This is a genomic window from Rhodococcus zopfii NBRC 100606 = JCM 9919 (assembly GCF_001895025.1).
In the GTDB taxonomy this organism is placed as follows: domain Bacteria; phylum Actinomycetota; class Actinomycetes; order Mycobacteriales; family Mycobacteriaceae; genus Rhodococcus; species Rhodococcus zopfii.
The window spans coordinates 1-12,408 of record NZ_BCXI01000071.1; the positions used below are offsets into that span (position 1 = coordinate 1).

At 63.5% G+C, this 12,408-nt stretch carries 9 protein-coding genes and 1 pseudogene; 3 read left to right on the top strand and 7 right to left on the bottom strand.

The genetic code is table 11. The annotated features are described in order from the left end of the window. The first annotated feature begins 148 nt into the window (after window positions 1–148). Window positions 149–301, top strand: coding sequence for a hypothetical protein (locus tag RZ1_RS30760; protein ID WP_169918160.1), 153 nt, complete (start codon window positions 149–151; stop codon window positions 299–301). Between the two features lie 96 nt (window positions 302–397). Here the strand turns inward: RZ1_RS30760 and RZ1_RS28265 are convergent, their stop codons facing one another. The 4 genes from RZ1_RS28265 to RZ1_RS28285 form a co-directional block, all read right to left on the bottom strand. Continuing rightward, entirely contained in the window at window positions 398–1,192 is a 795-nt protein-coding gene (locus RZ1_RS28265) for a metal-dependent hydrolase (RefSeq protein ID WP_072816151.1), read from the bottom strand. Further along, entirely contained in the window at window positions 1,186–1,449 is a 264-nt protein-coding gene (locus tag RZ1_RS28270; protein ID WP_072816153.1) for a hypothetical protein, read from the bottom strand. Before RZ1_RS28270 ends, RZ1_RS28265 begins: the two co-directional genes overlap by 7 nt. Then, window positions 1,446–1,694, bottom strand: a complete 249-nt coding sequence (locus RZ1_RS28275) for a hypothetical protein (RefSeq protein WP_072816155.1) — start codon at window positions 1,692–1,694, stop codon at window positions 1,446–1,448. Before RZ1_RS28275 ends, RZ1_RS28270 begins: the two co-directional genes overlap by 4 nt. Before the next feature lie 567 nt (window positions 1,695–2,261). Further along, a complete protein-coding gene (locus RZ1_RS28285; protein ID WP_169918162.1) occupies window positions 2,262–6,437 on the bottom strand; it encodes an LAGLIDADG family homing endonuclease in 4,176 nt (1,391 codons plus the stop codon). A gap of 629 nt (window positions 6,438–7,066) precedes the next feature. Between RZ1_RS28285 and RZ1_RS31555 the strand changes: the two are divergent. Next, window positions 7,067–7,156, top strand: a pseudogene (locus RZ1_RS31555) (VOC family protein); the annotation flags it as partial. A gap of 653 nt (window positions 7,157–7,809) precedes the next feature. Here RZ1_RS31555 and RZ1_RS28295 read toward each other — a convergent pair. Beyond that, the gene (locus tag RZ1_RS28295) at window positions 7,810–9,570 is read right to left on the bottom strand and encodes a sigma-54-dependent Fis family transcriptional regulator (protein ID WP_238072117.1); all 1,761 of its coding nucleotides are present in this window, start codon (window positions 9,568–9,570) and stop codon (window positions 7,810–7,812) included. Window positions 9,571–9,800: 230 nt separating this feature from the next. Here RZ1_RS28295 and RZ1_RS28300 point away from each other — a divergent pair, with 230 nt between their 5' ends. Continuing rightward, complete coding sequence (locus tag RZ1_RS28300; protein ID WP_072816161.1) at window positions 9,801–11,018, top strand: acyl-CoA dehydrogenase family protein; 1,218 nt, start codon at window positions 9,801–9,803, stop codon at window positions 11,016–11,018. Between the two features lie 62 nt (window positions 11,019–11,080). Here the strand turns inward: RZ1_RS28300 and RZ1_RS28305 are convergent, their stop codons facing one another. Both RZ1_RS28305 and RZ1_RS28310 read right to left on the bottom strand, forming a co-directional pair. After that, a complete protein-coding gene (locus RZ1_RS28305) occupies window positions 11,081–11,668 on the bottom strand; it encodes a TetR/AcrR family transcriptional regulator (RefSeq protein ID WP_072816164.1) in 588 nt (195 codons plus the stop codon). A 124-nt stretch (window positions 11,669–11,792) separates the two neighbouring features. Further along, on the bottom strand, window positions 11,793–12,278 hold the full coding sequence (locus tag RZ1_RS28310) for a limonene-1,2-epoxide hydrolase family protein (protein WP_238072118.1): 486 nt from the start codon (window positions 12,276–12,278) through the stop codon (window positions 11,793–11,795). Between the last annotated feature and the right edge of the window lie 130 nt (window positions 12,279–12,408).

Below are 12,408 nucleotides of genomic sequence, written 5' to 3' on the forward strand. Positions count from 1 at the left end.
CCCTAATCCCGACGCCGACGCCGACGCGGGGGATGAGACCGGCGGCTGAGAGCGGCGGGGGAGCGCGGCCTATCGGTCTGCAACACCAACTGCGCCCGGTTGCGAAAGTTGTGTCATCACAACAGCACAGCGAACGGCAGGAGCAGCCATGAAGCGCAAGACCGTCGGCGGAGACGAACGAGACGCCTTCACCCGCGTGAGCCGCCGGGCCACCAACTGGAAGCCCGGAGAAGTGAAGCGGATCAAGGAACGCGCCAACCGCCGGGAACGTCGAGCAGTACGACGCGAACTCGCCGCCTGATACACGAGAAGGGCGTCACCCCAAGGAAATCCCGGGGTGACGCCATTCTCCTACTCGTCTGTGCCCATCGTCAGTGCTCCCGACACCTGCTCGGAGTCAGCGGGCGGCTGCGGCGTCAGCGACCGTCTCGAACCCCGGTACCGCGAGCACCGCCAGCACGACCGTTGCCACTGTCAGAGCTGGCAGCAGCACGACCTTCTCGAACGGCCCGTCAGCGCGGATCCGCAGCAGCGACGGCAGCGTGAACTCCCACCACCGCTTCCCGTTCACCGTCACCAGCGGCGCGAGGAACGGAATGCCCTCACGGGTGATGCCGTCGCCGATGCAGTGTGTGATGCAGCCGAGCGCGACAGCGACACCGAGGGACACCGACCCGGTCTCAGTGTGGAAGGCCTGCCACGCGATCACCGACAGCAGCGCGGCCGCGAGCGTGACGGCGAGCCAGCCCTGCTTCTTCGACCAGTCCCCGGCCAGACCCCGGATCGCCAGCCCGAGGGTGAGGAACAGCGTGCCGATGATCGCCGGCTTCCTGAACGTCGCGACCAGCACCGACACCACCACGCCCAGGACGACTGCGAACAGCAGCGTGTGGGTGAGGGTGCGGTGTCCGTCCGATCTGGTGCCGTCGCGGCGGGTGCCGGTCAACCCGTGGAAGGCCACAGATACCGCGTTGATGCCCTCGGACGCGATCTGAGACACGACGCCGAACGACCGGGCGACCGTCGACTGCGGGTGATCGAGATCGGGCAGCAGCGCCGATCCCGCACAGACGCCCGCCCAGGCGAAGGTCTCGGCGAGCGAGGATGGGCCACCCCAGCCGGTCGGGAGGACCGCGGCGGCCGCGAGTCCGACTGCGGCGCCGGACATCGCGTGTGTCGGTCCCATCACCATGACGACACCCCCACCATCGACGGGGCGAGGCTCTCGACCGCAGGACCGCTGTCCGGTGCAGTCACAGGCTTCCCGCCGATCAGGTCGAACAGCGCCGGCAGCCACTGGTAGGTCAGGTCGGCGATCGTGTTCACGATCGTCTCGAAGAGCCGGACGATGGTCGTCGAGTCCACGCCCTCGGACTCCGACCAGTTCACCCAGCCGCGGAACACGCCGAGTCCGACCGCCACCCACAGCACGTACTTCAGGATGCTCACTCGTCGTTCCCTTCCGATGCCGGTGCGGTGGTCGACAGCTGTTCGCGGATCGTTTCGCCGAGCTGCGTCCCGGCGCCGTCGGTGATCTCCTCGAGCTGTTCCTTGGCGGTGTCACTGCCCCGATCGAACAGCTCGGTGATCTTCTGGTTCCCGATGCGGAACCATCCATCGTCGCCGACCTTGGTTCCGCCGGTCACGGTCTGGAAGATCCCGAACACGATCCCGATGACGACGACGAAAAACACGACCCGCGAAACGATTCCCTCGCGTGGTCCTTTCCTCGGCGGCGCCATCAGCGGTGCCCCTGTGTCGCGTCGCTGCTACCGGACGATTCGCTGTCCAGGTCCTGACAGGTGCAGCTCGGGGAGTGGCGTGACCGGCCCGTCACGATCACGCACAGTAGCCAGCTGAGCATCGCGGTTGCGGCGATGCAGAACACGACGATGGCTGCTCGACCCAGACTGTCCGCGGTCTGCCACGCAGCGTGGACAGTTCCTCGTTCACGTGGTGCGAGCATCATCCACATCGCAAGGGCGAGCGGAACGCCCACCGCGATCCCCGACCGCACTCTGGTGCAGTGCGGGAGCGTCCGCCAACGCTCACGGGCGTGGACGAAAACACCTGGCGAGTCTCCTGTTTTCTGTGCAGCAGACATCGGAGTCCTTTCGATCGAAGTCACGTCAACGTACGAGAGGCCTTCGCCACATCGATCTGGTGAAGCATGCGGCTCGACCTGTGATCGGTGACGACTTGCCACGTTCGGTACAGCAGTGGCGATATTCGAGGTCGCCGCCCGCCGGGGAACTCCTGGTTCACCACTCGTCGCCGTCCCACTCGTCGCCGTCCCACTCGTCCTGACCGGTCCCCGCCGCGGCGCCCACCGATGCCGGCACAGGGGCAACCACAGGCTCCTGCGCGGGCTTGTCCACCACCACCGGTACGGCCTGCACCTTCGCCGGAGCGACGGGCTCGTCGGTCAGCACCCAGCGCGGCTCCCGCCCACCATCGGAGTTCGGGACCATCACCTGCTGGTAGCCCTGGGCCGCGAGCAGTGCACGCAGGCGGTCCATCGACCCGGCGATCGGATGCGGCGGCCGCGGCGCCACCGATGCGGGCCAGGGCGCGTCCTCGGTCGAGTTCGGCAGGTACGGCACCTGCACCACGCGGAAGCCGAGTTCGCTGGTGGTGGCCCAGGCCCGACCCTTCGGTGTTCCCTCCTCCGGGAAGCGGGTGCCGTGATTCGTGTCGAGGATTTGCTTCGAGGTGTACTCGTTGACCGGGCCGACGCAGAGCCGGAATTCGCACATCTCCTTGAGCTGGGTGGACATGCGGTCCTTGTCGGGCTTCTGCGCCGCCAGGATCATGTTGATCTCCAGAGCGCGGGCGAGCTGTCCGAGTTCCTCCATCTGCGTCCGGGCGGTCACCTTCTGCGCCTCGATGTCCTCGTTGTCGGACTTCATCCAGAAGTTCGCGAGCTCGTCGAAGAACAGAATCAGCCGCTTCGGGGCCGGGCCGTCCTCAACTTCGAACTCGGGATGCTCGGCATACAGCTTCCGCAGGTAGCGCAGGTTTCGTACGCCCCGCTTGTTCAGGATCGTCTGGCGGCGGTCCATCTCCTGGCGTACATATCCCACGGCATCGACGATCTCGAGCGCTCCGGCGGCGAAGCGGATGACAGAGGGGAACTCGGGAGTCCACGTGAAGTCGGTTCGCTTCGGGTCGCACACGATGATTTCGGCGACGTCGCTGCACCACAACGTCAAAAACAGGATGATGTCGAGGCTCACCGAATTGTGCGTAGGGATAAGGGCTTCCCCCGCCAGGAACTGTCGGGTAGGGGAGTCCACGGAGATGCAGCGCATTGGTCGTGGGTCGACCTTCCGGATGCCGACGATATACCGGCAGTCCTGACGGCTCGTGTTCGTGCTGCACGACCGCTCATGGTGCGCTCGTTGCTTGCGGAGGAGTCCAAACACCTTGTCCGGAGTGGAAAAAGACACGGTGTAGCAGGTGCCATACGCGGTGCCATACAGCGTTGCGGGCTTGGAGCGTAGAACTGCTCGGTAACCTAGACCGCGCGCCAATTCCAAGACATCCTTGGCCAGTCTTTCATTCGTGTTGTCGAATTCGACGGCACCGCAGTGTGAAACCGTTCCGTCGGTGTCGAGTAGCCCGGCCAGCAACGCCCGGCGTTGTTCCTCAGATGCAGATAGATACTGGCTCGGAATGTGCTTGCGGCTCGCACCAGGCGATGACTTCAGTAGACCCAGCGTCTTCAGGCCCGCGTTCAGTCCGCCAATGCCATAGTTTTGTGCACCGTATCCTTCATCCAGGCGGGTCTTGCTGAGCTTGTAGGGTTTGACCGTGTAGCCGGCACTGGCGATTCGGTCCACGATTTCCGGGTCCATGCTCGTGATGACCGGTCCCCGGCTCGACCCATCTCCGAGCCACGCTCCCAGCGTGTACGGGTCAGCAGGAAGATCGACCTCAGCGAACTGCAGCGGTTTGCACACAGGGATCGAGTGATTGAGATGACCGCTTCTCGTGCGCAGCGTGTGCCGAATCTCGCAGGTCGTGCGAACCTGCCCTTGCGCTCGAAGAGAGCGCTGGTCCCACTTGGGTAGCTCGCCGTAGTCGGCGACCAGATTCAAGAGAGCCTGCATGGGATATAGCACCACCGGAGGGCCCATACGTTGGAGCACTTTGTCAGGAACATTGAGCACAACTTCGCGTGACTCAAGTCGATACGGGACTGCGCTTTTCGCCGGTTCCAGCCACGAACGCATCACCTTGTTCGAGATACCGAGGCCCAGGGCAAAATCTGCGGAGGTCACCGACTCATGGGTACGGTAGTGCGCACACAGAGCCAACAGGGCATCTTTTTGGTTGGCCAACGGTCCCTTCCCGAACCTTGGGGACCTGACCTTGGCGATAGCCCACTCACACAACGCCGCGGAGTCGAAGACCAGCACCCTTTGTCGTTGAGACACCATTTGCTCGGTATACCGATATTCGCGCAACATGCGACGTAGCTCGCGGGCCGGTCCGATCGACTTTGCCAGCCGGTAGAGCGCTCGCGATGTCGGCGGTACTCCAGCCAATTCGGCAACTTCAGGGATGCTGATCACATCATCCGGTTGCGCGCCAGCCGCTGCCGCTCGCAATTGCGCCACGTGCGCAGGGGACAACCACGGATGACGCTTTCGGTTGTCCTCGTGTCGCGCATCCGAACGAGATCGTCGGGCAGTGCGGTCCTCTGTCCACCACAGATGATCGTCGCCCGCGATGACGGTGCTTCCGTCGGAGAAGGCGACCTCAAAACATGTGTCGGTCAGGGGCTGGTCGTAGACCCCGGTGACGGAACACAGTTGCCCGTTCTCGTCGAAGACTTGGTCGCCTACAGCAAGTTCCCCTAGCCGCGCCCATCCACCCTCGGTCAGGATTGGAGTTTCACAGTCGAGCATCTTTCCCGAACCCGTCCTCCCGCCGATCAGTCCATGCGCGACCTTGTTGAGATCCCAGTAGAACGTGCCCCCGCCCTTCTGCGGACCGATGTAGATCTTGCCCTCGCGGAACTTCTCGATCATCTCCTCGAACAGTGGGGTTCCGTTCTCAGGGAAGGCGATTGCGTCGGCCAGCCGCGGCACCGCCGTAAGATTGACCAGGCCCTCGGCCGAGCGCCAGTCGTAGTGCCAGTCGCACGCGGTGTACAGGCCGTCGTAGTGCTGCTCGAACGCATCCTTGGTCTCGGACTTCGAGACGTCCAGTGCGCCGAACCGCACCCGGACCTGCGCCGGCAACCCAACGGGTGCTTCGTCATCGCAGGGCTCCCACGAGATCACCTCGACGTCGACATCGCTGCGGCGGCCACCGAACTTCTGCTCGACGACGCTGCGCAGCCGCTTGAGCTCGAGTTTCCGCAGCGCACCGATGTGATTCGACGGGAAGGCCCGCGCCTCAACGGTGGTCGTCGCGCCCACGGTCCACTCGTAGGCCCAGATCAGCCCGGCGGCGGAGGCGCTCATCGCGTCGTCGATCACGTTCTCCACGGCCCTCTGGTCGCGGCCGGTGGTGAACGCGCCGGATCCGAAGTCCGCGGTGAACGCGATCGGCACCCACGGATCGCCGTGGACTTCCTCCTGCCAACCGGAGACAGCCGAGGTCACTGAGTCTTTCGTACGCGCTGCCTTGGCCTGTCCTGCGACGAGGTCGGCAACCCACCGCGCGGACCGCTTCCGCTTGGCGTCGACGGAGTCCGGGTCGACACCGATGATCTCGAGGGTGCCGTCGGACCAGGCGTAGATCCATTCGACCCCACGCAGGTACTCGGCGTCGCAGGCCCGTTCGATTCCGTCGCGGGTGTCCTGGGCAGCGACGTTGTGCGACCCGAATGCGAACGCGATGGCGGCCGGGACCGGGACGGGTCCTTCGGTGGGGTGCTCCCGGGTTGCCCAGTCGGTGACCTGCAGGTCGTACATCCCATCGGTGAGCTGCTTCGACGTCAGCTTGAACCAGTCGGTGAACTTGCTGCGCAGATATGCGATCTCGCGCTGCTGGTGGAGCCGCTCGTCGCCTGCCGGCACTGCCTCGGCGTGGAGCTGTCCGGTCTTGGCGTTGGTGGAGTACATCCAACCGCCGCCGCTTTCGGTGTGCGGGTTGGGGACCTGGTCGAGTGCCTTCTCCAGCAGGCCACGGGCCAGGGGCGGTGCCGCGGGCGCGGTCTTCGCGATCGTCACGTCCATGACGAACGGGCGGTTCTTCGCACCCCACCGTGACACCTTGATCCGCGATGAGGCCGGCACCTGTACCGCGGTGGTGGAGCGGGGATGCCCTGCGACCTGCCGGGTGTCCTCCACGAGGCCTTCGACGAATCGGCGGCGGGCGGGCATTACTCGCATGGCCCGCCCGATGGTCACCGCACCGCCGACGAACAGCAGGCCTGCGATGAGGAGCGGGACCGTGGCGCCGGCCAGGTAGCTGATCGCCACGGTGGCAACTAGCAGGAGCCAGTTCCACACCGATCGGCGCAGTCCGAGCAGTGGAGTCGAGTCGGTGAACCACGTCAGGGCCAGCCAATCTCGTAGTACCTCGGTTCCCTTCTGCTTCGCCTTCGCCTTGGCGGCGGCACCCGCGCGGGCACCGAATGTGGATCGGGTGGGCATCGGCTCCGGCCTCCCAGTCGACGAACAGGACGGCCACACCGTACGAGGGTCGTTATCCGTCCCAGGACAGTTCAACCGCCCGGCGAGGTGGCGGGCGACGAGACAACCCCGGCTGCCCACGGGAAGCCGGGATGTCGTGGCAACAGGCCGTCGCTCAGCTCAGGCGTCGCTGCTGACGGAAGATGGCCGCGACCTGCGAATCAGGCCTACGGCGAGCCAGGATACGGCGACCATACCGAACCCGATCCCGGGGCCAACCGAGCAGGAGTCGAGGTTCCAGATGCGCAGCAGCCCGAAGAGCGCCGCGAGAAGCAGGTGGGTGCCGAACCCGGGCCTTCCTCGTCCGGCCCGCGTGGTCATAGCGGTTCGTGCTCGCATGCCCGGCACCGTACGGCAGGACTCGGCCAGAAGTTTCGCGCCGGTCGGCGCCGGGGCCCTTCGTCTTGCCCAGGAGCGGGATCGGCGAGGACGAGAACAGTGTGCGGGTGGCCGACGTGCGTAGGTCGGAAGGGAACATGGTGTCGCTGTTCGAGCAGATCGGCTGAAGCGCTGCGGGTTGGCCGCATGTGTTGATCCTTCGGTGTGGTCGCGGAGGTAGCCCGACAAAGCCACCTGATCGTGTCTGGATGACGCTCGGAACCGCTCAATTAGATTATGCTGCATGACAGTTCGAGTGATCACGAGGGCAGATCGGCTCGTACTTTGGAACGGACGCGCACGCGCTTGAGCTGGTGTAGCCAGTAGAGATGCGAATACGAATGCGTTCGCGCCGGCCGACATCGGTGGTCGGTGACGATGCGTGCCCTCCCGCGGGCGTCGGAAACCGGCTCACCGACAATGCGGCGATTTTCTCGCCGCCGCGAATGAGGGATATTGCAGTCGCCACAACTGGAGCGGAGAAGGGCGCTGGCACGCCTGGCGCATGGGTGAGTTGTTGGCTCCGTCCAGAGCTCGCACGCGCCCGGCGGGGCGACGCCGCGATATTCACCGTCTCCAGGTCAGGGCTGCGTCGGGCCCGCCCATCACAGGTTCCACAGTTGCAGCAACGCCATGCGCAATGTGGGAGAGATGATCCGGTAGTCGAGGTGAAGTTACCAAGACTGAAAATGGTGCCAGGCTGGTGGCGCTGATGTCTGACATTTTCGCGATGGGGTGCGCGTGAATATAGCTATCTCGTTCCGGTGCGTAGCGCGGTCGATCAGAATGTCGATTCCGTGAGATCGATACCCAAAGATCGTAGCTTCCTATACAGCGTCGACCGGGCGATGCCTAGAGACTCGGCTGCACGGAGTTTGTTTCCGTCAGCATTGTGGAGGGCGTCGACAATAGCCCTAGCTTCGATCCGTTCGATCTTCGACAGCCGTCGTCGAGAGGTCTGTGCCGCAAGATTGCTGGGGAGGTCGCGTGCGCCGATGTAGTCGAATCGTGTGTTTATGACAACTTGCCGGACGGTGCGTTCGAGTCCGGTCAGATTGTCGGTCCAGGTTATACGTGACAGCGCTTGAAGCGCGTCGGACATCCACCGAACGGGCGAATCGTTGTCACGCTCTTGTCGGGCTGACTCCGTGAAATGGGTGACAAGGGAGGGGAGATCGCCAATCCTGTCCTTCAGTGAGGGAACGGGGATGGTGGCGACGAACTGCGATAGCGGCGATTCGTCCGTGTGCGGATCTGGAGGCGACTCGGTCGATGTTCCGATGATCCGGTTGATGTGTTGATGACGCGCCAGCACCGCAGCAAGCGCTGACGCCGACTGGTCTGGGATCTGGTCGATGTTCAGGACGAGCACTGTTCCGCTTCTGTTATCAAGTGCTTGTTCGATTCGTCTGATCCATGCAGGATCGGACTGGAAGTCGGCTCCGTCGAACGTGACGGAGTTTGGTTCCGCGAGTGCCTGAGCGATGGTGGACTTACCGACTCCGGGCTCTCCCACGAGGAGAAGTGATGCTCCTCCAATTCTCGATATCCTCTCGCACATCGAGTTCCACGCCTTGGTTGATCCGACGAGGTCCTTCAAGACGGATGAGGCCGATGTTTTGCGGGTGGTGCGTGCTGGACTCGATCGAGCGAGGTTCATGACGATGCCCACGAGCGCGTTGTTGTTGACGATTGATCTACACCGAACCGTCGCGGTCGAACCATCGCCCAGTGTGAATGGATCTGGCGTCTGGTCCGGGTTCGTCGCGATGTGAGAGGCGTACTCCCACAGGAGGAGCTGGTCGACGGTGCCGAGCATTCGTGCGGCGGCGGTGTTGGTGACCACGGTGCGTTCACTGACCGCGACTACGGGGTGGCGGGAGTCTCGGTTCTCGAGCAGAAATCCTTGCATCAGTAGTTGTTCGGACTGGGTGGAAGTATCGAGCAGCGCAGACTCGATCGCCCGGACAATTTCGCAGACCCAGCTCAGTGCCGCTGGGGAGGTGTCCCTGAATCGACATATCAGGTTGATGCTGCCGACTATCCTACGGAGTACCGGATGGGCGATGGTCATGCCCGCGGATGTGTAGTCGACGAATTGGTCTCCGAAGTGCTCGGGTCCGCGTATGAATGACGGCGTACCGGTGATGAGTGTGCAACCGCTGGTTGTCCCCAGGGTGGTTTCGGAGACGAGGAAGCCCGGTTCGACGTCGAGTCGGCGCAATTCGTTGTTGAGGGTAGAATCTCCCGACCACTGCCGCAAGATGATGCCGGCACTGTTCGTCAGGTAGAGGCACCCTTCGGTCATATCCAGGTTGCTGCTTCGTGACGACATCACCGTGTCGGCCGCGTCGATGAGTCGACGGTCCAGCTCATAGTCGATACTGCTGCAAGGCTCGACTGCGCTCGGGTCGAGTCCATAACGGATACTGCGTGCCCAGGATTCGACGACAGACGGCGATATATTCGTCTCTGGCCCCAGTCTGCGTTCGTGGAGCAGCTCCCGGACCCGCTCGTCGACGTCTTGGCTGGCGGAACGCATGCGGCGATGCTGTATGACCTGTGTCACATCGACATTGTGGAGCGCTCCTGACGCGATGTCAACAGTGCTCGATCACCGTCCGATTCTGGGACACCTTCTGTTGACGGACCGCTCATAGCGTCTGACTTGCCAGCGGCTGTACAAGGGGTGCCCCCGGCGGCCGCCTCGCAGGTGCCGGCACACCCGATTGGGCGGCACAGCAACTGTTTTCAAGAAGAGGAGAAGTCGAGATGGTTAACAAGCACGCAGTCGAGGTCACCGCGGAGGAGCGCGCCGATCTGGTTGCCCGCGCGCGTAAGCTCGCAGTGGAGTTCGACCGCCTGGGCAGGCAAGCGGATGAGGAGAACCTCTTCCCCTCGGAGCTCGTGCCCCTGTACAAGGAGAGTGGTCTTCCGCGTCTGGCGATCCCGAAGAAGTACGGCGGATTCGGTGCTGATGTGTGGACCACGGCACTGGTCGAGAAAGAACTCGCATCCTACGGTGATCCGGGAATCACGTTGTCGTTCAACATGCATCATGTCATGGTTGGGATCTTCCGCAACCTGCTCGACGAGCCGGCACGCGAGCGTCTCTTCCGGCGGATCGTCGAGTCCGGCGACATGATCTCTGGCACGCTCAGTGAGGAACGGGCTGGCATCACTGGCCTCTCCGACACGACGGCGGTCCCCGACGGCAATGGTGGATGGACCGTCAACGGCAAGAAGAACTGGGCAACGTACGTCGAGAATGCAGACATCATCGCCTTCACTGCGGTGATCACGAACGAGGACGGATCTCTCCCGGAGACCTTCGCCGAGCACGCCGACCGCGAGGCGGTGTTTGTCATCCCGGCGTCGACTTCGGGTCTGAAGATCGACCGCACGTGGGACACCATGTCCATGCGCGCCAGTGGAACGCAGACACTGATTTTCGACAACGTCGCCGTGCCTGCGGACGCCTACAGCGGCTCGTACCGCAACGGCCTGTTCGGGGAAATCGAATGGGCTTGCTTCCCCTTTGCGGGCGTATACCTCGGTGTGGGCCACCGTGCGCTGCGGTTGGCGACCGAAACGCTGGCGAAGAAGAACCTCGGCCGGACGCAGGAGGGCGAGCAGAAGGCAGTCCGAGACGTCGGCTACGTGCAGTACGAGCTGGGCCGGGCGCTGACCGACCTGCAAGCTGCCGAGTGGACGGTTCGGGGCACCGCAGAGGCTTTGTTCGACGGATCCGACGCCGACTGGAACCCGCACGAACGTCCCGCACGAGTGGCGATCGGCAAGGTCGCTGCGACGGAGGCGGCGATTCGGGCAACCGACACTGCGCTGAGGCTGGTCGGTGGCAGTGCGATCCGCCGTGGCCTGCCGCTTGAGCGGGTGTTCCGCGATGCACGCGCCGGGATCTACCATCCGGTCAACTCAGGCCAGACCTACGACATGATCGGACGGGCGGCCCTGGGCTTCTTCGGCTGACCCGAACGCAGTCGTGGTGCGGGTGCCGCTGGCGGTCGCCCAGCGGGCACCCGCACCACACATCAGTCAGTGAGGGCGGCTGCTCCACGGACGAGGAGCTCGAGCACTTCGTCTTTGGATAGCGTGCCGTGTTCGAGCCACTCTGTCGTCGCGGCGGAGATCATTCCCTGGAACGCGCGTACTTGAGCGCGGGACACGTCCGACGGAGGCATCTTTGTGACGACGAGGATGCGATCCTCCCAGGAGGTCAGGCTACCCCTGAGCAGAGCCACGATCTCGTCGTCTGCCGTCCGTTGCGCTCGCATCAGGGCGGTGAAGGTTGCCTGGTTGTCCTCGACGAGATCGAGCCATCGGGTGAACAGTGTCCGGGCGGCATCGGCGACGGACGCGTCGTTCTGGGTAACGTCCCGGGGGAGATGTGACGGCAGTGCGGCGAAGCGTCGCAGTACCTCGAGATAGAGGTTGCGTTTGTTGCCGAAGTGGTAGTTGAGATTCGTTCTGGTAGTGCCTGCTGCTCGTGCCAATTCCTCGGTCGAGACCGAGTCGTATGCTCGGTCGGCGAAGATGAGCTGCGCGGCCTCGATCATCCGCTCTCTGCGGTCGTCGGCGTCGAGCCGAACACGTCGATCGGGAGCGTGGTAGACCGTCATGAGGACACCGTAGCTGCCTGGCACTGCGTTGGAGTCTCGACAACGTAAACGGGTGTGGGCCCAGTCGCATGATCGACTGGGCCCACACGCGCACCCCTTCACAGGGTTTACCGTCGGTGTCTCACTAGCCGCGCAGTGCGAAGTCAACCGCCTCCTCAAAGCTACGCAGATCGAAGTAGTCACGCCATCCGGTGATCTTGCCGTTCTTGATGTGCACGATGCCGGTCACGGGAAGTTCGAAGGACTTGCCCGTAGGAAGTGCTGTGAGCAGGTCGACCCGCTCGGTGAATACGGCCCCATCGCGAGATGCGATGTAGAAGGTGTCGATCTTCTCGATGCGCATCACCGTGAACAGGCCGGCGAGTGTCGTACGGACCTCGTCACGCCCGTACGCGGCCGGCAGCGGCATGTTCTGGTACATCGTGTCTTCGGCGAAATACTCGATCAGCCGATCTGCGTCGTTACTGCTCAAGGCCGCCATGAACTCGAGAACCAACTCTTCGTCCGCGCCGACGGCACGCGCTGCTTCGGAAGACGAATCGGCCCACTGGGGGCGCTGGATCGACTGTGTCACTTCATTCTCCTGTTCCGTGGAAATCTCCGAACCCACGTAAATTTATGTGTCGGCAGTCACACGAAGTTGTCCCAGATCGACACACACTCTCTCTGAGCACATGGCGCATCGCTATCGCGATGAGCGATGAGCGATGAGCGATGAATGGATCCGCGTCGCCGTCGGT

Bases quoted from the DNA above. Each gene is read 5' to 3' on its own strand.
- RZ1_RS30760 (WP_169918160.1), top strand. From the start codon at position 149: ATGAAGCGCAAGACCGTCGGCGGAGACGAACGAGACGCCTTCACCCGC.
- RZ1_RS28265 (WP_072816151.1), bottom strand. From the start codon at position 1,192: ATGGTGATGGGACCGACACACGCGATGTCCGGCGCCGCAGTCGGACTC.
- RZ1_RS28295 (WP_238072117.1), bottom strand. From the start codon at position 9,570: ATGCGTTCCGCCAGCCAAGACGTCGACGAGCGGGTCCGGGAGCTGCTC.
- RZ1_RS28300 (WP_072816161.1), top strand. From the start codon at position 9,801: ATGGTTAACAAGCACGCAGTCGAGGTCACCGCGGAGGAGCGCGCCGAT.
- RZ1_RS28305 (WP_072816164.1), bottom strand. From the start codon at position 11,668: ATGACGGTCTACCACGCTCCCGATCGACGTGTTCGGCTCGACGCCGAC.